A 24,396-nucleotide genomic window follows, 5' to 3' on the forward strand; every position below is an offset into this window, starting at 1 on the left:
GCCGTGTCCCACAGCACGGTGCCTCGGAGGGCCGAGGCCAGCACACCGGTCCAGACCCCGGTGGCGTCCGGCGGCGCCACCGGTTCCCGGGAGAAGACCCAGCCGGGCAGGCTGAGCCCACGGCTCAGGTTCCGGCGCGACCGCACTCTGCTCCTGATGACGGTGCCGGCGATCGTGCTGGTCCTGGTCTTCAACTACCTGCCGATCCTGGGCAACGTGGTCGCCTTCCAGGACTACGACCCCTATGTCAGCGACAACGGCATCGTCTCGATCCTGCACAGCCCCTGGGTGGGCCTGGAGAACTTCCAGCAGATCTTCCAGGACTCGGCCTTCTGGAACGCGGTGAAGAACACACTGGTGCTGTTCTTCGTCCAGCTCGTGCTCTTCTTCCCGATCCCGATCGTGCTCGCGCTGCTCATCAACAGCGTCGTCAGGCCCCGAGTCCGGGCGATCTCCCAGGCCATCCTCTATCTGCCGCACTTCTTCTCCTGGGTCCTGGTCATCGCCGTCTTCCAGCAACTCTTCGGCGGCGCGGGCCTGTTGTCACAGTTGCTGCGGCAACACGGCTTCGACGAGCTGGACATCATGACCGACCCCTCGACCTTCAAGTTCCTCGTCACCGCGCAGAGCGTGTGGAAGGACGCCGGCTGGGGGATCATCGTCTTCCTCGCCGCCCTGGCCTCCGTCCCACCGGACCTCTACGAGGCCGCCGCGATGGACGGTGCCGGACGGTGGCGGCGGATGTGGCACGTCACCCTGCCCGCGCTGCGGCCGGTGATCGCCCTGCTGCTGGTGCTGCGCGTCGGTGACGCGCTGACCGTCGGCTTCGAGCAGATCCTGCTGCAGCGCGACGCCGTCGGCCCCGGGGCGGGCGAGGTCCTCGACACCTTCGTGTGGTGGAACGGCGTCCGCAACCAGGACTTCGGCTACGCGGCCGCCGCCGGCCTGGTCAAGGGCGTCGTCAGCATCGGACTGGTCCTCGCCGCGAACAAGGTGGCCCATCTCATGGGCGAGCAGGGGGTGTACGAGAAGTGACCGCCGTGATGACGAAACCGGCACACGAGGAGTCCCGTTGGGCCGCTCCGCCCCGGCCCGCCTGGGAGGAGGAGCCGAGCAGGGCGGGAGTGGCGGGCAAGGGGCTCGTCCTCGGCCTGGCCTGCCTGGGAATCCTCTTCCCGCTGTGGATCGTCGTGGTCACCAGCCTGTCGTCGCGCAGGACCATCAACGAGGCCGGGGGGCTGGTGATGGTGCCCAAGGGGATCACCTTCATCGCCTACAAGGAGCTCCTCAGCGGAGGACAGGTCACCCGGGCCGCGATCATCAGCGTCCTCATCACGCTCGTCGGCACGCTGTTCTCCATGGCCGTGTCCGTGCTGTGCGCGTACGGACTGTCGCGGACCGGCTCGCTGGGGCACCGCTGGATCCTGATGATCCTGCTGGCGACCATGTTCTTCAGCGCCGGTCTGATCCCGACGTACCTGCTCGTGCAGTCCATCGGGCTGACGGACAGCTATCTGGCGCTCATCCTGCCCAGCGCGATCAGCGTGTTCAACATCCTCGTGCTGCGCGGGTTCTTCATGGGCATCTCGCAGGAGCTCATCGACAGCGCGCGGATCGACGGGGCCGGCGACTTCCGGATCCTGTGGCAGATCGTGATGCCGCTGTCCCGCGCGGTGCTGGCGGTGATCACGCTGTTCTACGCCGTCGGCTACTGGAGTGCCTGGTTCAACGCGTCGCTGTACCTGAACGACCAGGACATGATGCCGTTGCAGAACGTGATGATCCAGCTGGTGCAGAAGCAGCAGGCGCCGGTGGGGCTGGGGCAGGCCATCAGGACCGGGCAGTTGTCGGGACTGGCCGTGCAGATGGCCGTGATGGTGATGGCGCTGCTACCGGTGGCCGTGCTGTCGCCCTTCGTGCAACGGCACTTCAAGAAGGGCATGTTGACCGGCGCGATCAAGGGCTGAAGCCTTCGGGCGCCGCAGCCCCCAGGGCTCGTCGGACCGGTTCGAAAGCTGCCCTCGGGGCGTCGCAGTCCCCTCTTTTCACAGATCGAGGTATGTCATGCTCGCGTCCCGTCCCGGCCGTGGGGCCGTCCTGGCCGACGCCACCCGAGGCCGCATCCTCTTCGGCGGCGACTACAACCCGGAGCAGTGGCCCGAGGAGACCTGGCACGAGGACGTCCGGCTGATGAGGGACGCCGGCGTCAACTCCGTCACCCTGGGCGTCTTCTCCTGGGCGAAGCTCGAACCCAGGCCGGGGGAGCGGGACTTCGGGTGGCTGGACACGCTGATGGACCTGATGCACGACAACGGCATCGGCGTCGTCCTCGCCACCCCCACCTCCTCGCCCCCGCCCTGGCTCGGCCGCCTGCACCCCGAGACCCTGCCCCGCGACGAGGACGGCCGGACCGAGTGGTGGGGAGGCCGCCAGCACTTCTCGCACTCCAGCGCCGTCTACCGCCGGCACGCCGCCGCCATCACCGAGGACCTCGCCGCCCGCTACGGCCGGCACCCCGCCCTCACGATGTGGCACATCAACAACGAGTACTGCACCTACGACTACGGCGACGAGGCCGCCGCCCGCTTCCGCAGCTGGCTACGGGACCGCCACGGCAGCCTCGACGCCCTCAACTCGGCCTGGGGAACGGCCTTCTGGAGCCAGGGCTACGGCGACTGGGAGGAGATACTGCCACCCCGGCACGCCCACTACCTGAAGAACCCCGGCCAGGTGCTGGACTTCAAGCGGTTCACCTCCGACATGCTCCTGGAGTGCTACGTCGCCGAACGCGAGATCGTCCGCCGGCACACCCAGCCCCACATCCCGGTCACCACCAACTTCATGCCGCTGTGGTCCGGGCAGGACGCCTGGCGGTGGTCCGAGGAGGAGGACGTCGTCTCCGTCGACCTCTACCCCGACCCACGCGATCCGTTCGGCGCCCAGCACGGGGCCCTCGTGCAGGACCTGACCCGCTCCCAGGCCCGCGGCCCCTGGATGCTGATGGAGCAGGCGGCCGGACCGGTCAACTGGCGCGGTGTGAACCACCCCAAGCCCCGCGGCCTCAACCGCCTGTGGTCCCTGCAGGCCGTCGCCCGCGGCGCCGACGCCGTCTGCTACTTCCAGTGGCGCCAGTCCCGGCAGGGCGCCGAGAAGTTCCACTCCGGCATGGTCAATCACGCGGGGGAGCAGGGGCGCACGTACCAGGAGATCAAGCGGCTGGGCGCCGAACTCGCGCTGATCAGCGCTGAGGTGACGGGCACTCACACCCGTAACGACATCGCGATCCTGCACGACTGGGACTCCTGGTGGGCCGGCGCCCACGAGGGCCGCCTGTCCACGCACGTCGACCACACCCGGATCCTCACCGCCTGGCACCGCGCGCTCTGGCAGGCCCACCTCGCCACCGACTTCGCCCGTCCGGAGGACGACCTGAGCGCCTACAGGCTCGTCGTCGTCCCACAGGCGTACGCCCTCACGGACACGTCGATCGACAACCTCCTCGCCTACGTCCGTGACGGCGGCACCCTCGTCAGCGGCTTCCTGACCGGCATCGCCGACGAGCACGACCGGGTACGGACCGGCGGCATGGACGTCCGGCTGCGCGAACTGTTCGGCATCCGCACACTGCACGAATGGTGGCCCCTGGACGAGGACGAGAGCGTCGAGACCGACGTGTTCCCCGGCACCCTGTGGTCGGAGGAGATCGAGAAGGGCGAGGACGCCTCGGCGGAGGTCACGTACCAGGGCGGCGAGCTCGACGGGATGCCCGCCGTGCTGCGCAAGGGGCGGGCGCGCTACATGTCCACGCTGCCCGAGCCCCACGCCCTGCGCGAGCTGCTCGCCGGGATCGCGGCCGAGGCCGGCGTCCACCCGGTCCTGCCCGGGCTGCCCGACCAGGTCGAGGCGGTACGCCGGGGTGACCTGCTGTTCCTGCTGAACCACGGCCGTGACGCGGTGACCGTCGACCTGCCCGGCAGCCATCGTGACCTGCTCACCGGGGCGACTTTCGAGGGCCCGTGCACGCTGGACCGCTACGGCGTGGTGGTGTTGCGCCCATGAACATCATGCACGGCACCTGGGAAGCACGACCCGCCGCGCGCTGGGAGGACGGCTTCCTCAGCGGCAACGGCCGACACGGCGCACTCGTGTTCGGTGACCCGAACGACGAGCGTGTGGTCGTCACCCAGCACACCCTGGTCCGCCCCAACGGCGGCGAGAGCGCCCGCCCGCCCCGGCTCGCCGACCGGCTCCCGGCGCTGCGGGACCGCTTGCTCGCGGGTGAGGCGCACGTCGCCGAGACCTTCACCGACGGACGCGACCTGCAGTGGGTGCAGCCCTTCCATCCCGCCTTCCAGGTACGGCTGCGCAGGACGCCCGGCGACCCGCCGCACCGCTACCGCCGCGCCGTCGACTTCCCCACCGGCGTCGTGGAGGAGACCTGCGACGACTGGCGCAGCCGCGTCTTCGTCTCCCGCGCCGACGACGTCGTCGTCCAACAGGTAACCGCCGACGACGACCTGCACATCGCCCTGGACCACCGCCTGCCGAACGCCCCCACGCGGCTCGCCGTCGGCGACGGCGCCGTCCTCACCGCGGACGGCGCCCTGCTCACCCTGCGCGTCCGCTACCCCGGCAGCGACACGGCGTACACCGGGCTGACGCTCGTCGTGGTCACCGCGGGAGACACGACGCTCACGCCGCCCGGCGTCCGGGTCACCGGCGCGGCATCCGTCCTGCTGCTCACCCGGGTGCTGCGCCACACCGGCGAGCTGGACACCACGCCGCATGCCCACGCCCTGCGGGACCTGCTGCCGGCCGGCGAGGACCCCTACACCAACCTGCTGTCCCGCCACACCGCCCTGCACCGCACCGCCTACGAGCGCGTCACCCTCGACCTGGGCGCCGACCCCGCCGAACGCGCGCTGCCCGGCTCGGAGCTGCTGACCCGCCCGGAGAGCCCCGCCCTGCTGGAACGCCTCTTCGCCGCCGGGCGCTACCACCTGCTCTCCGCGAGCGGTCTGAACCCGCCGCGCCTCACGGGCCTGTGGACCGGCGACTGGGACACCGCCTGGTCCGGTGCCTTCACCAACGACGCCAACCTCAACCTCCAGACCGCCTCGGCCGCGTCCACCGCGCTCCCGGAAGTCACCGCCGCCCTCGCCGATCTGATCGGCCGTCAGCAGGAGGACTGGGCCGAGAACGCCCGTACCGTCCTCGGCTGCCGGGGGGTCGTCGCCCCCGCCCACACCGACGGCGAGTCCGGGCTGTCGTACCACTTCAGCCGCGAGTACCCGCTGCACCTGTGGACCGCCGGCGCCGACTGGCTGCTCAAGCCGCTCGTCGACCACGACGAGACCCGCGGTGAACGCGATCCCCGCACAGCCGCCGTCCTCGCCGAGATCGCCGTGTTCTACGAGGACTTCCTCAGCCGGGTGGACCAGGACGGCCGGCTGGTCGTCGTCCCCTCCTACTCGCCCGAGAACCGTCCGGCCAACGCCGGCTGGGGCACGATCAACGCGGCCATGGACCTCTCGGCCGCCCGGCACGCCCTCACCACCGCCGCCGCGTACCACCCCGGAACCCCCGAGGCAGACCGCTGGCGCGCGCTCGCCGAACGGCTGCCCCCGCACCGGGTCAACGCCGACGGTGCCCTCGCCGAATGGGCCTGGCCCGGCCTCGACGACAGCTACGACCACCGTCACCTCAGCCACCTCTACGGCGTCTGGCCCCTCGACGAGATCAACCCCTACGACACCCCGGACCTCGCGGCCGCCGCCCACCGCGCCCTCGAACTGCGCGGCGCCGAGAACGACTCCGCCCACGGGCACCTCCACCACGCCCTCGTGGCCGCCCGCCTGCGCGACGGCGAACGGGTCGCGCACGCCCTCGGCCAGCTGCTCGAGGGGGACTTCTTCCACGCCTCCCTGATGAGCGCGCACTACCCGCACCGCGACGTCTACAACGCGGACGCCGCCCACACCCTGCCCGCCCTGCTCGTCGAGACGCTCGTGCAGTCCACGCCCGACCGGCTGGTCCTGCTGCCCGCGCTCCCGGCGGCCTGCCCGACCGGCCGGCTCACCGGCATCCGCACCAGGTTCGGGGCCGAACTCGACCTCACCTGGAACCCGCGGAAAGCGACCGCGGTGATCCGCCCCACCCGGACCCACCGCGTCGAACTCCGGACTTCCTCCGGCGCGACCCCGCTCGACCTCGTCGCCGGAGAAGACCACGTCCTCACCCTGAAGGCGTGGTGACCACCCCCGCAACTCCCCCCACCCATGGAAGGGACACCATGGCAGCAAACACCCTCCGCCGCCGGATCACGATGGCCGTGATCGCCCCCGCGCTGGCGTTCGGAGCCACCGTCGGCCTCGCCTCCGCCCCCGCCTCGGCCGCCGTCTGGAGCTCCTGCGACCAGTGGGCCAGCACGACCCTGAACGGCTACACGCTCTACAACGACATCTGGGGTTCCGGCGCCGGCACTCAGTGCATCTGGGCCAACTCCGGCACCAACTGGGGCGTCAACGCCAACCACCCCAACACCGGCGGCATCAAGTCCTACCCCAACGGCACGAAGGCGATCAACAAGTCGATCACCTCGCTCGGTTCGCTCTCCAGCGGCTACAACGTCACGGTCCCGTCGTCCGGCGCCTACGAGACCGCCTACGACATCTGGGACACCAACCACAAGTACGAGATCATGCTCTGGATGAACAAGACCGGAGCCGTCGGTCCGCTCGGCACCTCGCAGGGCACCGTCACGCTGGGCGGTCACACCTGGACCGTCTACAAGGGCAACAACGGCTCCAACGACGTGTTCTCGTTCGTCCGCACCTCCAACTCCAGCTCCGGCACCGTCAACATCCTGCCGATCCTGAAGTGGATCAAGGACACCAAGGGCTGGTTCGGCAACGTCACCATCGGTGACCTCCAGTTCGGCTTCGAGATCACGTCCTCGTCCGGTGGCCTGAACTTCACCGTCAACAGCGAGAGCGTCAGCAGCAGCTGAGCAAGAAGATGCGGCCGGCCCCTCCCTTCCGAGGGGCCGGCCGCACCGCCGTACACCTACTCCGCCACCGGCAACCGCGCCCCGTCCCGCAGGAACAGCGGAATACGGTCCAGCGGGGCGTCGACGGTGACGCGGGCACCGCCCTCGTACGTCTGCCCGGTCCACGCGTCCGTCCAGGTAGCGCCCGCGGGAAGGTAGGCCGTACGGGCCGTCGCGCCCGCCGTCAGCACGGGGGCGACCAGCAGGTCCCGGCCCAAGAGATACGCGTCGTCGACCGACCAGGCCGCCTGGTCCTGCGGGAACTCCAGGAACAGCGGCCGCATCACCGGCAGCCCCTCCTCGTGCGCCTCCCGCATGACCCGGAGCACGTACGGCTTCAGCCGCTCGCGCAGGCGCAGGTACCGCTCCAGGACGGCGCCCGCCTCATCGCCGTAGGACCACACCTCGTTCGGACCGCCGGTCATCTCCGGGCCGAGCGGCATGCCCGGGTCGCGGAAGCCGTGCAGCCGCATCAGCGGGGACAGCGCCCCGAACTGGAACCAGCGGATCATCAACTCGCGGTACGCCGGGTCGTCCGGGTCGCCGCCGTGGAAGCCGCCGATGTCCGTGTTCCACCAGGGGATGCCGGACAGCGCGGTGTTGAGGCCCGCCGCGATCTGGCGGCGCAGCGTCGGGAAGTCGGTGCCGATGTCGCCGGACCACAGGGCGGCGCCGTAGCGCTGACTGCCCGCCCACGCCGAACGGTTGAGGGTGACGACCTCCTCGCCCGCCGCCCGCAGACCCTCGTGGAAGGTCCGGGAGTTCTCCGCCGGGTAGATGTTGCCGACCTCCAGCCCGGGACCCGCCCAGTACCGCAGGTTCTCCTGGAAGCCCGGCTTCAGCTCGGGCTCGCACGCGTCCAGCCAGAACGCCGTGATCCCGTACGGGATCAGATAGTTGTCCCGCACCCTCGACCACACGAACTCACGGGCTTCCGGGTTCGTCGCGTCGTAGAAGGCCACCTGGACCGTCGAGGCGACCCCCTTGTCCGGCCAGTCGGCGTGCGCCGTCGGACCGTACTGGGTGCCGATGAAGTAGCCGCGCTGTTCCATCACCGGGTGGTTCTCGGAGAGCGGCGACACCGACGGCCACACGCTCACCACCAACTTGATCCCCAGCTCCTCCAGTTCGCGGACCATCGCCGCCGGGTCCGGCCACTCGGCCGGGTCGAACTTCCACTCGCCCAGGTGCGTCCAGTGGAAGAAGTCGCAGACGATCGCCGAGATCGGCAGGCCCCGGCGCTTGTACTCCCGTGCCACGGCGAGGAGTTCGTCCTGGGTGCGGTAGCGCAGCTTGCACTGCCAGAAGCCCGCCGCCCACTCCGGCAACATCGGCGTACGGCCGGTCACCGCGCTGTAGCGGCGCTGGCCGTCGGCCGGGGAGCCGGCCGTGATCCAGTAGTCGATCTGCCGGGCGGAGTCGGCCACCCACCGGGTGCCGTTGCCCGCCAGCTCCACCCGGCCGATCGCCGGGTTGTTCCACAGAAGGGTGTAGCCGCGGCTGGAGGTCAGCACCGGGATGCCGACCTCGGCGTTGCGCTGGACCAGGTCCAGGACCAGGCCCTTCTGGTCCAGACGGCCGTGCTGGTGCTGGCCGAGGCCGAACAGTTTCTCGTCGTCGTAGGCGGCGAACCGCTGTTCCAGGCGGTGGTGGCCGTTGCCGACGGCCGTGTACAGCCGCGAGCCCGGCCACCAGAAGTGGGCGCGCTCCTCGGCCAGCAGTTCCCCGAGGTCGTCCGTGCGCAGGAAGCGGACCAGGCCTTCGGCGTCGACGTGCACGGTCAGCGCGCCGACCGTCAACTGCCCTTCCCCGTCACCGATCTTGACGCTGCTCTCGGTGGCCGGCGGCTCGTCGAGGAGGGCGCCCGGCAGACCGTGCAGGATCGGGCCGCCGAGTCGCGCCCGGACCCGGACCGCGTCCGGGCCCCAAGGCTCGATACGGAGGGTCTCCTGGCGGCCGCTCCACTCCAGCGCGCCGTCCCGCTCACGGAAGGTGCCGACGGTGGGGGACGACTGCGCGAGCGAGACCTGGGTCTGGTTTTCGGCAGGCTGATTCACGAAGGGTGCTCCCGAAAGGACATGTCCCGGCCGGGACACGGTGGTGCCCCGCAGGGCGATGGAAGGCGGGTCTCAGGAAGAGCCGGAGGGCGCCGGACCCGTGCTCGCCCGTACCGTCAGCTCCGGTGCGATCAGCACGACGTCGTCCGTGCCGCGGCCGTCCAGCTTGGCGACCAGGTACTCCACGGCGTACCGGCCCATCTCCTGCGCCGGGATGGCCACGGACGTCAGCCGCACCGAGGCCTGCACGGCCACCTGCTCCGGGCAGATCGCCACCACGGACACGTCCTCGGGGACGGCCCGGCCCTGCTGCCGCAGCAGGGCGAGCATCGGCTCGACCGCCGACTCGTTCTGCACGACGAACCCGGTCGTGCCCGGGCGCTCGTCCAGGATGCGGGCGAGAGTGACGGCCGTCGCGTCGTACCCGCCCTCGCACGGCCGGTGCAGCAGTCGTACGCCCAACTCCTGGGCGCGCGACCGCAGTCCGTCGAGGGTGCGCTCGGCGAAACCGGTGTGCCGCTCGTAGACCGCGGGTGCCTCGCCGATGACAGCGATGTCGCGGTGCCCGAGCATCGCGAGATGCTCCACGCACAGGGCGCCCGTCGCCCTGAAGTCCAGGTCGACGCACGTGAGACCGGACGTGTCGGCGGGCAGTCCGATCAGGACCGACGGCTGGTCGGTGCCGCGCAGCAACGGCAGCCGCTCGTCGTCGAGTTCGACGTCCATCACGATCATCGCGTCCGCCAGCCCGCTGCCGGTCACCCGGCGCACGGCGTCCGGACCCTCCTCACCGGTCAGCAGCAGGACGTCGTAACCGTGCGTGCGGGCCGTGGTGGCCACCGCGATGGCGATCTCCATCATCACCGGCACGTACATGTCGGTGCGCAGCGGGACCATCAGCGCGATGATGTTCGACCTGCTGCTGGCCAGCGCCCGCGCGCCCGCGTTCGGGTGGTAGCCCAGCTCCCGGATACTCTGCTCGACCCGCTGCCGGGTGGTCGTGGAGATGGACCGCTTGCCACTGAGGACATAGCTCACCGTGCTCGCCGAGACTCCGGCGTGCTGGGCGACCTCGGCGAGGGTGACCATCCAGCTCTCCAAGCGGTGTGAAGCGCTTCGACAGTGCGCATGACGTACAAGGGCGGGTGTGAGGGTGGTTCGACACTAGCTCTAGCGAGAGTGGGTGTCCATAGTCTGTCGAAGCGCTTCGACAGCTTTTCTCGCGCAGACAGTGCCGGTGCCGTGGGGGTCAACACGAACGGTCTCCCGGTAAGGGCTTGTGACGCAACACCGCGGAGAGCGCCCGTTCACGCGTCTCTTCGGCCGAACAGCTGCGCGCGGGGTGGTGGGGCCGCCCGGGATCGGGTACATACGATCGGGTAGCACCCGTCGGTAACCATAACGGCCCAAGATCCCGATTCGCGGCGAGGTGAGCCTCATGTCCGCCAGTCCCTCCGAGTCCGCTGGACGCCCCACCGTCTCCGAACGTGAGGCCCGTCAGGTGGCCGAGGCCGCCCGGGAACAGGAATGGCGCAAGCCCAGCTTCGCCAAGGAACTGTTCCTCGGCCGCTTCCGGCTCGACCTGGTCCACCCCCACCCCACCCCCTCCACCGAGGCAGCCCAGCGCGGCGAGGAGTTCCTCGCCAAACTCCGCGACTTCTGCGAGACGAAGGTCGACGGCGCGCTGATCGAACGCGAGGGCCGCATCCCCGACGAGGTCATCAACGGCCTCAAGGAACTCGGCGCCCTCGGCATGAAGATCGACACCAAGTACGGCGGCCTCGGCCTGACCCAGGTCTACTACAACAAGGCCCTGGCACTGGCCGGTTCCGCCAGCCCGGCGATCGGCGTCCTGCTGTCGGCCCACCAGTCGATCGGCGTACCCCAGCCGCTCAAGCTGTTCGGCACCGACGAGCAGCGGGAGCGGTTCCTGCCGCGGTGCGCCCGCACCGACATCAGCGCCTTCCTGCTCACCGAGCCCGACGTCGGCTCCGACCCGGCCCGGCTCGCCACCTCCGCCGTGCCCGATGGGGACGACTACGTCCTCGACGGGGTGAAACTGTGGACCACCAACGGCGTCGTCGCCGACCTGCTCGTCGTCATGGCCCGGGTGCCGAAGAGCGAGGGCCACAAGGGCGGCATCACCGCCTTCGTCGTCGAGACCAACTCGCCCGGCGTCACCGTCGAGAACCGCAACGCCTTCATGGGCCTGCGCGGCATCGAGAACGGCGTCACCCGCTTCCACCAGGTCCGCGTGCCCGCCGCCAACCGCATCGGTCCCGAGGGCGCCGGCCTCAAGATCGCGCTGACCACCCTCAACACCGGCCGCCTCTCGCTGCCCGCCTCCTGCGTGGCCGCCGGCAAATGGTGCCTGAAGATCGCCCGCGAGTGGTCGGCGGCCCGCGAGCAGTGGGGCAAGCCGATCGCCCACCACGAGGCCGTCGGCGCGAAGATCTCCTTCATCGCGGCGACGACCTTCGCCCTGGAGGCCGTACTCGACCTCTCCTCGCAGATGGCCGACGAGAACCGCAACGACATCCGTATCGAGGGCGCCCTGGCCAAGCTGTACGCCTCCGAGATGGGCTGGCTGATCGCCGACGAACTGGTCCAGATCCGCGGCGGCCGCGGCTTCGAGACCGCCGAGTCCCTCGCCGCCCGCGGCGAACGGGCGGTCCCCGCCGAACAGGTCCTGCGCGACCTGCGCATCAACCGCATCTTCGAGGGCTCGACGGAGATCATGCACCTCCTCATCGCCCGCGAGGCGGTCGACGCCCACCTCACCGTGGCAGGCGACCTGATCGACCCCGAGAAGTCCCTCCAGGACAAGGCGAAGGCGGGCGCCAACGCCGGCGTCTTCTACGCCAAGTGGCTCCCCAAACTCGTCGCCGGCCCCGGACAACTCCCCGTTTCCTACGGTGAGTTCAAGCACGAGGTCGACCTCTCGCCGCACCTGCGCCACGTCGAACGGCACGCCCGCAAGCTCGCCCGCTCCACCTTCTACGCCATGTCCCGCTGGCAGGGGAAGATGGAGACCAAGCAGGGCTTCCTCGGCCGGATCGTCGACATCGGCGCCGAACTGTTCGCGATGAGCGCCGCCTGCGTCCGCGCCGAGATGCTGCGCAGCCAGGGCGACCACGGCCGCGAGGCCTACCAGCTCGCCGACGTCTTCTGCCGCCAGGCCCGCATCCGCGTCGAGGAACTCTTCAACCGCCTGTGGACCAACACCGACGACCTGGACCGCACGCTGGTCAAGGGCGTCATGTCCGGCACCTACGCATGGCTGGAGGAGGGCATCGTCGACCCGTCCGGCGAGGGCCCGTGGATCGCCGAGACGGCCCCCGGAGCGTCGAAGAAGGACAACCTGCACCGGCCGATCCGCTGACCGGTCACGGACAGCGCGTCCCTCCCGACCCCCCGTGCGGGGGACGAGGGGGGCGCGCTGTCCGCACACACCGTCCTTACGGCCACAATGGAGGGATGAGCGACAGTCCAGCACTCCGAGGGCGCGGCCCGGAAACCCCGTCCGCCCCGCGACGCCCAGCACGCGCCCTCGCCGACCCGCACCTCGTCTACGACCCCGTGACCGGCAGCGGTCCCAAGGACGTGGTGATCCTCGGCTCCACCGGATCGATCGGCACCCAGGCCATCGACCTCGTGCTGCGCAACCCCGACCGCTTCCGGGTCACCGGCCTCTCCGCGAACGGCGGCCGCGTCACCCTCCTCGCCGAGCAGGCGCACCGGCTCCGCGCACGGACCGTCGCGGTGGCCCGCGAGGACGTCGTACCGCAGTTGCGCGAGGCACTGACGAGCCGCTACGGCGCCGGGGAGCCGCTCCCCGAGATCCTCGCCGGCCCGGACGCGGCCACCCAGCTCGCGGGCTCCGACTGCCATACCGTGCTGAACGGCATCACCGGCTCCATCGGTCTCGCGCCGACCCTCGCCGCCCTGAAGGCGGGCCGCACCCTCGCGCTCGCGAACAAGGAGTCGCTCATCGTCGGCGGCCCGCTGGTCAAGGCGCTCGCCGAGCCCGGTCAGATCATCCCGGTCGACTCCGAGCACGCGGCCCTGTTCCAGGCGCTCGCGGCCGGCACCCGGGCCGACGTGCGCAAGCTCGTGGTGACCGCCTCCGGCGGCCCGTTCCGCGGCCGTACGAAGGCCCAGCTGGCGGACGTCACGGTCGAGGACGCCCTCGCGCACCCCACCTGGGCCATGGGCCCGGTGATCACGATCAACTCCGCGACCCTCGTCAACAAGGGACTGGAAGTCATCGAGGCCCACCTCCTCTACGACATTCCCTTCAGTCGCATTGAGGTGGTCGTGCACCCTCAGTCGTATGTCCACTCGATGATTGAGTTCACGGACGGATCTACGATCGCCCAGGCGACGCCCCCTGACATGCGCGGGCCCATCGCCATCGGGCTCGGCTGGCCCGAGCGCGTCCCGGACGCGGCGCCGGCCTTCGACTGGAGCAAGGCCTCGACGTGGGAGTTCTTCCCGCTCGACAACGACGCGTTCCCCTCGGTGAACCTCGCCCGGCACGTGGGTGAGCTCGCGGGCACCGCCCCGGCGGTGTTCAATGCGGCCAACGAGGAGTGCGTGGAGGCGTTCCGCACCGGCGAGCTGCCCTTCAACGGGATCATGGAGACCGTGACACGGGTCGTGGAGGAGCACGGCACACCGGTCACGGGAACCTCGCTCACCGTGTCGGACGTCCTCGAAGCGGAGACCTGGGCCCGGGCCCGGGCCCGGGAACTGACAGCGCAGACGGCGACCGCGGAGGCGCGTGCATGACGAGCTTGATGATGATCCTCGGCATAGTCGTCTTCGCGTTCGGCCTGCTGGTCTCGATCGCGTGGCACGAGCTGGGGCACCTGTCCACGGCCAAGCTCTTCGGCATCCGCGTGCCCCAGTACATGGTCGGCTTCGGCCCGACCATCTGGTCGCGCAAGAAGGGCGAGACCGAGTACGGGGTCAAGGCCGTCCCGTTCGGCGGCTACATCCGCATGATCGGCATGTTCCCGCCCGGCCCGGACGGACAGCTGACCGCCCGCTCCACCTCGCCCTGGCGCGGCATGATCGAGGACGCCCGCTCCGCCGCCTTCGAGGAGCTCAAGCCCGGCGACGAGACCCGCCTCTTCTACACCCGCGCCCCCTGGAAACGCGTCATCGTGATGTTCGCGGGCCCGTTCATGAACCTCATCCTGGCGGTCGCGCTGTTCCTGACCGTCCTGATGGGCTTCGGCATCTCGCAGCAGACCACCACGGTCAGCTCGGTGTCCCAGTGCGTGATCGCGCAGAGCGAGAACCGCGACACCTGCAAGAAGGGCGACGCGGCCTCCCCGGCCGCCGCCGCGGGCCTCAAGCCCGGCGACAAGATCGTCTCCTTCGCCGGGGTGCGCACCACCGACTGGAACAGGCTCTCCGACCTCATCCGGCAGAGCCCCGGCAAGAACGTGCCGATCGTCGTCGACCGCAAGGGCCAGGAGGTCACCCTCCACGCCACCATCGCCACCAACCAGGTCGCCAAGAAGGACTCCAGCGGCCAGATCGTCCAGGGCAAGTACGTCAGCGCCGGCTTCCTCGGCTTCAGCGCCGCCACCGGCATCGTCAAGCAGGACTTCGGCGAGTCGCTGACCTGGATGGGCGACCGCGTCGGCGAGGCCGTCGACTCCATCGCGGCCCTGCCCGCCAAGATCCCCGGCCTGTGGGACGCCGCCTTCGGCGACGGCAAGCGCGCCCCCGACTCCCCGATGGGCGTGGTCGGCGCGGCCCGCGTCGGCGGCGAGATCTTCACCCTGGACATCCCGGCCACCCAGCAGCTGGCGATGTTCGTCATGCTGGTGGCGGGCTTCAACCTCTCGCTGTTCCTGTTCAACATGCTGCCGCTGCTGCCCCTGGACGGCGGCCACATCGCGGGTGCCCTGTGGGAGTCGTTGCGGCGGAACGTGGCCCGCGTCCTCAAGCGCCCGGACCCGGGCCCCTTCGACGTGGCGAAGCTGATGCCGGTGGCCTACGTGGTCGCGGGGATCTTCGTCTGCTTCACCCTTCTGGTCCTGGTCGCGGACGTCGTCAACCCGGTGAAGATCACCTAGTCACGCGTCGTTCACGGCGGCCCGGGACCCTCGGTTCCGGGCCGCCCCCCGTTGGGCGGGTCGAGGTGGGGGAGTGCTCGGGGCCCGCGCCGGTGCCGTAATCTCGAAGCCTGGAGCCCGTTGTTCCGGGACCGGATCCTGATCCACGACTTGGGGTTGCACAGCAGATGACTGCGATTTCTCTCGGCATGCCGTCCGTTCCGACCAGGGTTGCCGAGCGGCGGAAGAGCCGGCAGATCCAGGTCGGCTCCGTGGCGGTCGGCGGGGACGCGCCGGTTTCGGTGCAGTCGATGACCACGACGCGTACGTCCGACATCGGCGCGACCCTGCAGCAGATCGCCGAACTGACCGCGTCCGGCTGCCAGATCGTGCGCGTGGCGTGCCCCACGCAGGACGACGCGGACGCCCTCGCCACCATCGCCAAGAAGTCGCAGATCCCCGTCATCGCCGACATCCACTTCCAGCCGAAGTACGTCTTCGCGGCCATCGAGGCCGGCTGCGCCGCGGTCCGGGTGAACCCCGGCAACATCAAGCAGTTCGACGACAAGGTCAAGGAGATCGCCAAGGCCGCCAAGGACCACGGCACCCCGATCCGCATCGGCGTCAACGCCGGCTCCCTCGACCGGCGACTGCTGCAGAAGTACGGCAAGGCGACGCCGGAGGCGCTGGTCGAGTCCGCGCTGTGGGAGGCGTCCCTCTTCGAGGAGCACGATTTCCGGGACATCAAGATCTCGGTCAAGCACAACGACCCGGTCGTGATGATCGAGGCGTACAAGCAGCTCGCCGCCCAGTGCGACTACCCGCTGCACCTCGGCGTCACCGAGGCGGGCCCGGCCTTCCAGGGCACCATCAAGTCCGCGGTGGCCTTCGGCGCCCTCCTCAGCCAGGGCATCGGCGACACGATCCGCGTCTCGCTGTCCGCGCCGCCGGTCGAGGAGGTCAAGGTCGGCAACCAGATCCTGGAGTCGCTGAACCTCAAGCAGCGCGGCCTGGAGATCGTCTCCTGCCCGTCCTGCGGCCGCGCCCAGGTCGACGTCTACAAGCTGGCCGAAGAGGTCACCGCCGGCCTCACCGGCATGGAGGTCCCGCTGCGCGTCGCCGTCATGGGCTGCGTCGTCAACGGCCCCGGAGAGGCCCGCGAGGCCGACCTCGGCGTCGCCTCCGGCAACGGCAAGGGCCAGATCTTCGTCAAGGGCGAGGTCATCAAGACCGTCCCCGAGTCGAAGATCGTGGAGACCCTCATCGAGGAGGCCATGAAGCTCGCGGAGCAGATGGAGGCGGACGGCACGGCCTCGGGCGAGCCGTCTGTGTCGGTGGCGGGCTGACGCGCGCGGCCTTCTCGGCGCCGCCCCGCACCACCCAGCCCGTCCGGCGTTCGAGGACGAGGCCGTTCAGGCCGAAGCGGGGGCGCGGGGGCGGCGGCCCCCGCACCCGGCGCCCCCAACACCGCACGCCCCAAGGCCAACGGCCACCACCGCAGGGCGGCACCGCCAAGCTTCCGCAGGTACAGTGCGGAAATCAGCAGAACCTCAGGGTGAGGGCCCGCACGTGTTGACGCAGACCACCTCACGGGTGCTCGAACCGAGCGACCTGGACGCCGCGCTCGCCGTCCTCGACCGCGAGCCGGTCACGAACGCCTTCGTGACCTCCCGCGTCCAGGTGGCGGGCCTCGACCCGTGGCGGCTCGGCGGCGAGATGTGGGGCTTCTACGAGGAGGGCATGCTGACGTCCCTCTGCTACGCCGGAGCCAACCTGGTCCCCATCTGCGCGACCCCGCGGGCCGTACGCGCCTTCGCCGACCGGGCCCGGCGCGCGGGCCGCCGCTGCTCCTCCATCGTCGGCCCCGCCGACGCCACCACCCAGCTCTGGCGCCTGCTGGAACCCAGTTGGGGCCCGGCCCGCGAGGTCCGCTCCCACCAGCCGCTCATGGTCACCGACCGCATGCCCGACGACATCGCCCCGGACCCGTACGTGCGTCGCATCCGCAAGGACGAGATGGAGACGATCATGCCGGCGTGCGTGGCGATGTTCACCGAGGAGGTCGGCGTCTCCCCGCTGGCCGGCGACGGCGGCCTGCTCTACCAGGCCCGGGTCGCCGAACTCGTCGGCTCCGGCCGCTCCTTCGCCCGCCTCGACGAACACGGCAAGGTCGTCTTCAAGGCGGAGATCGGGGCGGCGACGCCCCAGGCCTGCCAGATCCAGGGCGTGTGGGTGGCCCCCGAGTACCGGGGGAGGGGCATCGCCGCACCGGGCATGGCGGCGGTCCTGCGCTACGCGCTGGCGGACGTGGCACCGGTGGTCAGCCTGTACGTGAACGACTTCAACACACCGGCCAGGAGGACCTACCGGAGGGTGGGCTTCCAGGAGGTCGGCGCCTTCATGAGCATTCTCTTCTGATGGCTGTTCACAGCGCTGGTCCGACCCCCGTACGAGACCTGTAGTCTCCCCGGCATGCTGCACTTTCCCGGTCACGGTCATCGCCACCGGCCCGACGACGTCGTGATCGGCCCCGTCGATCTGTCCGCCCGGGTCGACGAGGCGCTCGCCGTGCAGGCCGTGGCCTTCGGACTGGGCGCCGACGAGGTCGCCGTGCGCCGGCAGATCGTGCTGCGGCACATGACCTACCCGGGCGCCCGCGCGCTCGGCGCCACCCTGCCCGACGGCACGCTGGTCGGCTTCGTCTACGGCATGCCCAACGACCGCGCCCACTGGTGGTCGACGGTCGTCGAGCCGTACCTGCGCGCGCACGGTCACGAGGGGTGGCTCGACGACTCCTTCGTGATCACCGAGCTGCACGTCCACCCCCGCCACCAGAACCGCGGCGTCGGCCGCTCGCTCATCACGACCATCACCGACGGCGCCGCCGAACCCCGCTCGATCCTCTCCGCGATCGACACCGACAGCCCGGCCCGCGGCCTCTACCACTCCCTCGGCTACCAGGACCTGGCCCGCCAGGTCCTCTTCCCGAGCGCCCCCAAGCCGTACGCCGTGATGGGAGCCCCCCTTCCCCTGCGCCACCGATAACGGATTTCCACCGGCACAGCAAGCCCGGCTAACCTCCTAGGGGGTGCCCGACGCATTCCAGCCTGCCGCGCGGCGTCTGGCACGCACGCTCGCGGCGTTGCCGAACCGTCCACGTGGCTCCGCCACGCGGGCGCTCCGGCGCCTTGCGATCGCACGCACCGGACGCCGCGCGGCCCGCCCTCCGGGCGGACGACGGGAATGTGTCGGGCACCCCCAGCCATCACCCTTTCCCCGGCAGGAGTACGAGAACCATGGCCAACGCACCGGTCCAGCGCATGTCCCAGTTGATGGCGAAGACGCTGCGCGACGACCCGGCGGACGCCGAGGTCCTCAGCCACAAGCTGCTCGTCCGCGCCGGCTACGTCCGCCGGACGGCGGCCGGCATCTGGTCGTGGCTGCCCCTCGGCAAGAAGGTCCTCGCCAACGTCGAGCGGATCGTCCGTGAGGAGATGGACGCGATCGGTGCCCAGGAGGTGCTGCTGCCCGCCCTCCTGCCGCGGGAGCCGTACGACGCCACGGGCCGCTGGGACGAGTACGGCCAGGAGCTGTTCCGGCTCAAGGACCGCAAGGGCGGCGACTACCTGCTCGGCCCGACCCACGAGGAGATCTTCACCCTGCTGGTGAAGGACCAGGCGTCCTCCTACAAGGACCTGCCGGTCATCCTCTACCAGATCCAGCACAAGTACCGTGACGAGGCCCGTCCGCGGGCCGGCATCCTGCGCGGCCGCGAGTTCCTGATGAAGGACTCCTACTCCTTCGACCTGGACGACGAGGGCCTCGGCCGGTCCTACGCCCTGCACCGCGAGGCCTACCGGCGGGTCTTCGAGCGCCTCGGCCTCGACTACCGCATCGTCGCCGCCACCGCCGGCGCGATGGGCGGCTCGAAGTCGGAGGAGTTCCTCGCCCCGGCCGGCGCCGGCGAGGACACCTTCGCCGACTGCCCCAACTGCGACTTCGCGGCCAACACCGAGGCGATCACGTACGAGCTCAAGCCGGTGGACGCCGCCGGTGTGCCCGCGCTCGAGGAGATCCCGACCCCGGACACCCCGACCATCGAGACCCTCGCCGCGCACCTCGGCGTCGAGGCCTCCGCCACCCTCAAGAACCTGCTGGTGAAGGTCGACGGCGAGATCGTGGCCGTGGGCGTGCCGGGCGACCGCGAGGTCGACATGGGCAAGGTCGAGGCGCACTTCGCCCCGGCCGTCGTCGAGATGGTCACCGAGGCGGACTTCGCGGGCCGCCCCGACCTGGTGCGCGGCTACGTCGGGCCGCAGGGGCTGGGCGAGAAGGTCAAGTACGTCGCCGACCCGCGCGTCGCCCCCGGCACCGCCTGGATCACCGGCGCCAACAAGGAGCACACGCACGCGAAGAACGTCGTCGCGGGCCGTGACTTCGAGGTCGACGAGTACGTCGACGTCGTGGTCGTGCAGGAGGGCGACCCGTGCCCGAAGTGCGGCACCGGCCTCAAGCTGGACCGTGCCATCGAGATCGGCCACATCTTCCAGCTCGGCCGCAAGTACGCCGACGCCCTCAAGCTCGACGTCCTCGGCCAGCACGGCAAGCCGGTCCGCGTCACCATGGGCTCCTACGGCATCGGCGTCTCCCGCGCCGTCGCCGCGCTCGCCGAGCAGACCGCCGACGAGCAGGGCCTGTGCTGGCCGGCCGAGGTCGCCCCGGCCGACGTGCACGTGGTCGCGGCCGGCAAGGCGCTGCAGACCGAGCTGGCGCTGGAGGTCTCCGAGAAGCTGCGGGCCGCGGGCCTGCGCGTCCTGGTCGACGACCGGGCCGGGGTCTCGCCGGGCGTGAAGTTCACCGACTCCGAGCTGATCGGCGTACCGAAGATCCTGGTCGCCGGCCGTCGCGCCGCCGACGGTGTGCTGGAGCTGAAGGACCGCAGGACCGGTGAGCGCGAGGAGCTGACGGTGGACGAGGCGATCGCCCGCCTCACCGCGTAAAGGAGCTGCTCAGGAACGCTTCGGGGCGCCTGGATGCAGGCGCCGACAGCGACGGCCGTCACACTGACGGCCGTCGCCGGAGCGTTCGCGCCGATCGGCAGCGGACAAGCGGCCCTGCGAGCCGGTCCGCGCTACAGCCACCCGGCGAACTCGAGCAACAGCTCCGCGTCCTTCGGGCGTCCCACCCGAAGGGCCCGCACCCCCGACTCCACGGCCCGGAACAACGTCCACCCCCGCAACCGCTCCTGGTCCACGTCCAGCGACTCCGCGAGCCGCTTCACCCGCCGCCGGGTCGTCGCCGCCCCCGACGGCGAGGCGATCAGGTCCTCCACCCGGTCCCGCACGAGCCGCGCCAGATCGAACGCGCACTCGCCGACCACCGGATCGGGTCCCACGGCCAGCCAGGGCATCCGCTCACCCGCGAGGACCTTGCTCTGCCGGAACGTGCCGTGCAGCAGCCGCCGCTCGGGCGAGGAGTCCAGCAGCTCCGCACGCGCCGTGAGCGCCGCGTCCACGAGCGGTACGACCTCCGCGCCCGCACTCGCCCGCATGGCCGCCGCCTGCCGCTCGGTCCGCTCGGCGACGCTTTCGAAGGCGTGGCCGTCCGGCGGCTCCACCCACAGCCGTCGCAAGGTGCCCGCCGCCTCCAGCAGCGCCTTCGCCTCGGGCAGCGACCGCACCGACACATCGGGGTGCAGCCGTTCCAGCAGCAGCACACCCTCCTGCGGGGACTCCTCGACGAGCTGCACGGCACCCGCCCCGCCCCAGCGCGCCAACGCCGCCCGCTCCGCCTCCGGCCGGAACCGCGGCGGAGCCAGCTTGAGCACGGCCGGGCTGCCGTCGGAGTGCCGGACCAGCACCACCAGGCTGCTGCGCCCGCCGGGCACCTGCACCCGCTCCACGGTCAACTCGCGTAGCGCGACGGCCCGCTGTGCCGCCTCGGGCAGCCTCTCCAGCCAGTCGTCACCGTCCGGTGCCGTCTCGCCGAGCGCCCTCACCAGACGCTGCGGCGGTTCGAATGCCATGCGCGAGTCGTTCCCTTCGCTGCCGGTCAAGCCGAGGGCGTCGGTGAGGCGGACGTGGTGGCCGCCCGCTCCGCGAGCCCAGGGAAGGCTACGCTCTCCCCGCTCCAGCGCACGGCCCGCACCGCCGCCTCCCGCAGGGCCCGCGCGGCCGCGTCGCGCCGCGTGCCGCCGGTGGCCCGCACCACGTCGGAGTACACGTCGGCCACCCGGTCCTCCAGCTCGGCGGCCAGCCGCACGGCCGCGGCCGAGTCCGGCACCGGGAACGGCAGCGCGTACCCGGCCGCCGCGGCCACCGGCGTGCCGCCGAGGGCCCGGATGTCGCGGACCAGCGCGTCGCGCCGGGCACGGTGGGCGTCGTACGCCGCCCTGGCCTCCGTACGACGGCTCTCGCCGATCCGGCCGCCGACCACGCCGTAGCCGTACACGGCGGCGTGCTCGGCGGACAGCGCCGCCTGCAGGGCCTTCAGGGTCTGCTGCTCGCTCACCGGGCACCCTCCGCCAGCAGATAGGCGTGCACCGCGCCGGCCGCCGCGACCGAGGCCATCAGCCGCGCCAGCTCACCGGGTACCTCCAGCAGGGCGGCCGTCCGCCTGTCGGCGAGGGCCCGTTCGGCGGCGGCGAGGCCGGTGAGGGCGTCCTTCTCGTCCGCCGGCGGGGAAGCCGAGGCGGAGACGGAAGCCGAAGGGGGCGCCGTGGGGGAAGCCTTTTCCCCGGCCTTGCGCACCCCGCCGAACGCCTCCGTGTGCCGGACCACCTCCGCCCGCAACGGCGCCAGGTGCTCCGCCAGCCCCGGGAACGCGGCGATCGCGGCGTCGTAGCGCTCCACCAGCCCGGCGCTGTCCCGCGCCGCACGCGCGCGTGCCTTCTCGGCGACCGACGGGCTGCCGCCGGTGCTCCCGGAGTCCCCGGGGCCGCTCGAGCAGCCCGCCAGCAGGGCGGCACCGGCGGCCGAGGCGAGCAGGGATCTTCTGCGTGTCCCCGAGGGGATGCGCGACGGTGGGGGGTACGGCACGGCTGACGTCCTCGGGGGGCTCGTACGAACACACGGGCGGGAGACCGGCCCGCCGTGATCACCGTACCCGCGTCCCCGTCCGGTGCCGCTCATCGGCACCGCCCGTGCGCACTGGACGGCAACACCCCTTGCGACCGGATACCCTTTGACCAGACACGCGACCCATCCCACAACAGCACACGCGGCCGAGGAGTCACCCGGATGAGCACCACCCAGAGCGAGAGGCTGCGAGAGCTCCTGGAACCGCTCGTCACCTCCCAGGGCCTGGATCTCGAAGAGATCGCGGTGGACTCCGTCGGACGCAAGCGGGTGCTGCGCGTCGTCGTCGACTCCGACACCGGGGCGGACCTGGACCAGATCGCCGATGTGAGCCGCGCGCTCTCGGCGAAGCTCGACGAGACCGACGCGATGGGCGAGGGAGAGTACACCCTCGAGGTCGGCACCCCCGGCGCGGAGCGCCTGCTCAGGGAGCACCGCCACTACGTGCGTGCCGTGGGCCGCCTGGTGAAGTTCCAGCCCGCCGAGGGCGGGGAACTGGTCGCCAGGATCCTGAAGGTGGACGACGAGGGCCTCGACCTCGAAGTGCCCGGCGTCAAGGGCCGCAAGGCCACCAGCCGCAGACTCGCCTTCTCCGAAATCGACCGGGCGCGCGTGCAGGTCGAGTTCAACCGCAAGGAAGACGACAAGAACACCGAGAAGGAAGAGGAGGCGTAGCCGTGGACATCGACATGAGTGCCCTGCGGGGCTTGGTACGGGAGAAGGAGATCTCCTTCGACCTGTTGGTCGAGGCGATCGAGTCGGCCCTCCTCATCGCCTACCACCGCACGGAGGGAAGCCACCGCCACGCGCGCGTGAAGCTCGACCGTGAGTCCGGTCACGTGGTCGTGTGGGCGAAGGAAGACCCCGAGGACCTCGAGGAGGGCCAGGAGCCCCGCGAGTTCGACGACACCCCGTCCGACTTCGGCCGTATCGCCGCCACCACCGCCAAGCAGGTCATCCTGCAGCGGCTGCGCGACGCCGAGGACGACGCGACGCTCGGCGAGTACGCCGGCCGCGAGGGCGACATCGTCACCGGCGTGGTCCAGCAGGGCCGCGACCCGAAGAACGTGCTCGTGGACATCGGCAAGCTCGAGGCCATCCTGCCGGTGCAGGAGCAGGTGCCGGGCGAGACCTACCCGCACGGCATGCGGCTGCGCTCGTACGTCGTACGGGTGGCCAAGGGCGTCCGCGGTCCGTCCGTGACCCTTTCGCGCACGCACCCCAACCTGGTGAAGAAGCTCTTCGCCCTGGAGGTGCCGGAGATCGCCGACGGGTCGGTCGAGATCGCCGCGATCGCCCGTGAGGCGGGTCACCGCACCAAGATCGCCGTACGGTCCACCCGTTCGGGCCTGAACGCCAAGGGCGCCTGCATCGGTCCCATGGGCGGACGTGTGCGCAATGTCATGGGCGAGCTGAACGGTGAGAAGATCGATATCGTCGACTGGTCGGACGACCCGGCCGAGATGGTCGCGAACGCGCTCTCGCCGGCCCGGGTCTCCAAGGTGGAGGTCGTCGACCTCGCCGCCCGCTCCGCGCGCGTGACGGTGCCGGACTACCAGCTGTCGCTGGCGATCGGCAAGGAGGGCCAGAACGCCCGCCTCGCCGCCCGTCTGACCGGCTGGCGGATCGACATCCGCCCCGACACGGAGCAGACCGGGGAATAGATCCAAGCCGCACGTCGCTTGGATCACGACAACAACCGTTCGATTCCTCACCCAGAGGGGTGAGGTCGGTACGGGGAGGTAGACTTAGCAGTGTCTGGCCGGACGCACGCCCGAGTATGCCCTGAACGCACCTGTGTGGGCTGCCGGGAACGAGCGGCCAAGCCGGACCTGTTGCGGATCGTGGCGATCAAGGACGAGTGTGTCCCTGATCCTCGCGGTACGCTGCCCGGCCGGGGTGCGTATGTACACCCCGCGCTGGTCTGTCTCGACCAGGCGGTACGCCGCCGGGCGTTCACGCGGGCGTTGCGCGCCCCGGGAGCGCTCGACACAAAGGCGTTGCGCCACTACGTCGAACAGTCAGAGAGTTGCTGAGCAGGCAACACCGCAAGGAGAGTCGTACGGAACCCCCGTGCGGCCCTGGTACCCCGCGAGTTGGAAGTAGGTCGAGATTGCGATGAGCACTCGATGAGCACGCGATGA

General features: G+C 70.8%; 20 protein-coding genes. 15 read left to right on the forward strand and 5 right to left on the reverse strand.

The window, feature by feature from the left end; all coding sequences use genetic code 11:
* The first annotated feature begins 3 nt into the window (after positions 1-3).
* From FBY22_RS05670 to FBY22_RS05690, 5 genes are all read left to right on the forward strand, one after another.
* Positions 4-1,035 carry a sugar ABC transporter permease gene (locus tag FBY22_RS05670; protein WP_142142840.1) on the forward strand — a complete coding sequence of 344 codons (1,032 nt, stop codon included), beginning with the start codon at positions 4-6 and terminating at the stop codon, positions 1,033-1,035.
* Complete coding sequence (locus FBY22_RS05675) at positions 1,032-1,967, forward strand: carbohydrate ABC transporter permease (protein WP_142142841.1); 936 nt, start codon at positions 1,032-1,034, stop codon at positions 1,965-1,967. The genes FBY22_RS05670 and FBY22_RS05675 overlap by 4 nt, the downstream gene beginning before the upstream one ends.
* Before the next feature lie 97 nt (positions 1,968-2,064).
* Positions 2,065-4,059, forward strand: coding sequence for a beta-galactosidase (locus tag FBY22_RS05680; RefSeq protein ID WP_142142842.1), 1,995 nt, complete (start codon positions 2,065-2,067; stop codon positions 4,057-4,059).
* On the forward strand, positions 4,056-6,254 hold the full coding sequence (locus FBY22_RS05685) for a glycosyl hydrolase family 95 catalytic domain-containing protein (protein ID WP_142142850.1): 2,199 nt from the start codon (positions 4,056-4,058) through the stop codon (positions 6,252-6,254). Before FBY22_RS05680 ends, FBY22_RS05685 begins: the two co-directional genes overlap by 4 nt.
* Positions 6,255-6,292: 38 nt before the next feature.
* Positions 6,293-7,009: a GH12 family glycosyl hydrolase domain-containing protein gene (locus tag FBY22_RS05690; RefSeq protein WP_142142852.1), complete on the forward strand. Its 717-nt coding sequence runs from the start codon at positions 6,293-6,295 to the stop codon at positions 7,007-7,009.
* A gap of 56 nt (positions 7,010-7,065) precedes the next feature.
* On the opposite strand, the gene FBY22_RS05695 is transcribed toward FBY22_RS05690, so the two are convergent.
* Together FBY22_RS05695 and FBY22_RS05700 are read right to left on the reverse strand one after the other, a co-directional pair.
* Positions 7,066-9,105 (reverse strand): TIM-barrel domain-containing protein, encoded by a 2,040-nt coding sequence (locus tag FBY22_RS05695; RefSeq protein ID WP_142142854.1) that lies wholly within the window; start codon positions 9,103-9,105, stop codon positions 7,066-7,068.
* Positions 9,106-9,177: 72 nt separating this feature from the next.
* A complete protein-coding gene (locus FBY22_RS05700; protein ID WP_142142856.1) occupies positions 9,178-10,194 on the reverse strand; it encodes a LacI family DNA-binding transcriptional regulator in 1,017 nt (338 codons plus the stop codon).
* Between the two features lie 349 nt (positions 10,195-10,543).
* Between FBY22_RS05700 and FBY22_RS05705 the strand changes: the two genes are divergently transcribed.
* From FBY22_RS05705 to FBY22_RS05735, 7 genes are all read left to right on the forward strand, one after another.
* Positions 10,544-12,487 carry an acyl-CoA dehydrogenase family protein gene (locus FBY22_RS05705; protein ID WP_142142858.1) on the forward strand — a complete coding sequence of 648 codons (1,944 nt, stop codon included), beginning with the start codon at positions 10,544-10,546 and terminating at the stop codon, positions 12,485-12,487.
* Between the two features lie 95 nt (positions 12,488-12,582).
* Positions 12,583-13,896, forward strand: coding sequence for a 1-deoxy-D-xylulose-5-phosphate reductoisomerase (gene dxr / locus FBY22_RS05710; protein WP_260844716.1), 1,314 nt, complete (start codon positions 12,583-12,585; stop codon positions 13,894-13,896).
* 8 nt (positions 13,897-13,904) lie between these two features.
* Positions 13,905-15,197 (forward strand): RIP metalloprotease, encoded by a 1,293-nt coding sequence (locus tag FBY22_RS05715; RefSeq protein ID WP_142147382.1) that lies wholly within the window; start codon positions 13,905-13,907, stop codon positions 15,195-15,197.
* Positions 15,198-15,364: 167 nt separating this feature from the next.
* Positions 15,365-16,522 carry a flavodoxin-dependent (E)-4-hydroxy-3-methylbut-2-enyl-diphosphate synthase gene (gene ispG, locus FBY22_RS05720; RefSeq protein ID WP_142142860.1) on the forward strand — a complete coding sequence of 386 codons (1,158 nt, stop codon included), beginning with the start codon at positions 15,365-15,367 and terminating at the stop codon, positions 16,520-16,522.
* Between the two features lie 223 nt (positions 16,523-16,745).
* Positions 16,746-17,594: a GNAT family N-acetyltransferase gene (locus FBY22_RS05725; RefSeq protein ID WP_142142862.1), complete on the forward strand. Its 849-nt coding sequence runs from the start codon at positions 16,746-16,748 to the stop codon at positions 17,592-17,594.
* A gap of 54 nt (positions 17,595-17,648) precedes the next feature.
* Positions 17,649-18,221: a GNAT family N-acetyltransferase gene (locus FBY22_RS05730; protein WP_142142864.1), complete on the forward strand. Its 573-nt coding sequence runs from the start codon at positions 17,649-17,651 to the stop codon at positions 18,219-18,221.
* Positions 18,222-18,472: 251 nt separating this feature from the next.
* Positions 18,473-20,176, forward strand: coding sequence for a proline--tRNA ligase (locus FBY22_RS05735; protein ID WP_142142866.1), 1,704 nt, complete (start codon positions 18,473-18,475; stop codon positions 20,174-20,176).
* Between the two features lie 131 nt (positions 20,177-20,307).
* Here the strand turns inward: FBY22_RS05735 and FBY22_RS05740 are convergent, their stop codons facing one another.
* Genes FBY22_RS05740 through FBY22_RS05750 form a run of 3 tightly spaced genes read right to left on the reverse strand, consistent with a single transcriptional unit; the run spans position 20,308 to position 22,213 of the window.
* Positions 20,308-21,201, reverse strand: coding sequence for an aminoglycoside phosphotransferase family protein (locus FBY22_RS05740; RefSeq protein WP_142142868.1), 894 nt, complete (start codon positions 21,199-21,201; stop codon positions 20,308-20,310).
* Between the two features lie 26 nt (positions 21,202-21,227).
* Complete coding sequence (locus tag FBY22_RS05745) at positions 21,228-21,686, reverse strand: ferritin-like domain-containing protein (protein ID WP_142142870.1); 459 nt, start codon at positions 21,684-21,686, stop codon at positions 21,228-21,230.
* Positions 21,683-22,213 carry a hypothetical protein gene (locus tag FBY22_RS05750; RefSeq protein ID WP_142142873.1) on the reverse strand — a complete coding sequence of 177 codons (531 nt, stop codon included), beginning with the start codon at positions 22,211-22,213 and terminating at the stop codon, positions 21,683-21,685. The genes FBY22_RS05745 and FBY22_RS05750 overlap by 4 nt, the downstream gene beginning before the upstream one ends.
* Before the next feature lie 201 nt (positions 22,214-22,414).
* Here FBY22_RS05750 and rimP point away from each other — a divergent pair, with 201 nt between their 5' ends.
* The 3 genes from rimP to FBY22_RS05770 all read left to right on the forward strand — a co-directional run bounded on the left by rimP (position 22,415) and on the right by FBY22_RS05770 (position 24,288).
* Positions 22,415-22,927 carry a ribosome maturation factor RimP gene (gene rimP / locus FBY22_RS05760; protein ID WP_142142875.1) on the forward strand — a complete coding sequence of 171 codons (513 nt, stop codon included), beginning with the start codon at positions 22,415-22,417 and terminating at the stop codon, positions 22,925-22,927.
* Between the two features lie 2 nt (positions 22,928-22,929).
* Positions 22,930-23,916 (forward strand): transcription termination factor NusA, encoded by a 987-nt coding sequence (gene nusA, locus FBY22_RS05765; protein ID WP_142142876.1) that lies wholly within the window; start codon positions 22,930-22,932, stop codon positions 23,914-23,916.
* Between the two features lie 90 nt (positions 23,917-24,006).
* Positions 24,007-24,288 (forward strand): YlxR family protein, encoded by a 282-nt coding sequence (locus tag FBY22_RS05770; RefSeq protein ID WP_142142878.1) that lies wholly within the window; start codon positions 24,007-24,009, stop codon positions 24,286-24,288.
* Positions 24,289-24,396 lie beyond the last annotated feature (108 nt).

Source organism: Streptomyces sp. SLBN-31 (assembly GCF_006715395.1).
In the GTDB taxonomy this organism is placed as follows: Bacteria; Actinomycetota; Actinomycetes; order Streptomycetales; family Streptomycetaceae; genus Streptomyces.

Coding starts and splice junctions, on each gene's coding strand:
- FBY22_RS05680 (WP_142142842.1), top strand. CDS start 2,065: ATGCTCGCGTCCCGTCCCGGCCGTGGGGCCGTCCTGGCCGACGCCACC.
- FBY22_RS05685 (WP_142142850.1), top strand. CDS start 4,056: ATGAACATCATGCACGGCACCTGGGAAGCACGACCCGCCGCGCGCTGG.
- FBY22_RS05690 (WP_142142852.1), top strand. CDS start 6,293: ATGGCAGCAAACACCCTCCGCCGCCGGATCACGATGGCCGTGATCGCC.
- FBY22_RS05700 (WP_142142856.1), bottom strand. CDS start 10,194: ATGGTCACCCTCGCCGAGGTCGCCCAGCACGCCGGAGTCTCGGCGAGC.
- FBY22_RS05705 (WP_142142858.1), top strand. CDS start 10,544: ATGTCCGCCAGTCCCTCCGAGTCCGCTGGACGCCCCACCGTCTCCGAA.
- dxr (WP_260844716.1), top strand. CDS start 12,583: ATGAGCGACAGTCCAGCACTCCGAGGGCGCGGCCCGGAAACCCCGTCC.
- FBY22_RS05715 (WP_142147382.1), top strand. CDS start 13,905: ATGATGATCCTCGGCATAGTCGTCTTCGCGTTCGGCCTGCTGGTCTCG.
- ispG (WP_142142860.1), top strand. CDS start 15,365: ATGACTGCGATTTCTCTCGGCATGCCGTCCGTTCCGACCAGGGTTGCC.
- FBY22_RS05730 (WP_142142864.1), top strand. CDS start 17,649: ATGCTGCACTTTCCCGGTCACGGTCATCGCCACCGGCCCGACGACGTC.
- FBY22_RS05735 (WP_142142866.1), top strand. CDS start 18,473: ATGGCCAACGCACCGGTCCAGCGCATGTCCCAGTTGATGGCGAAGACG.
- FBY22_RS05740 (WP_142142868.1), bottom strand. CDS start 21,201: ATGGCATTCGAACCGCCGCAGCGTCTGGTGAGGGCGCTCGGCGAGACG.
- rimP (WP_142142875.1), top strand. CDS start 22,415: ATGAGCACCACCCAGAGCGAGAGGCTGCGAGAGCTCCTGGAACCGCTC.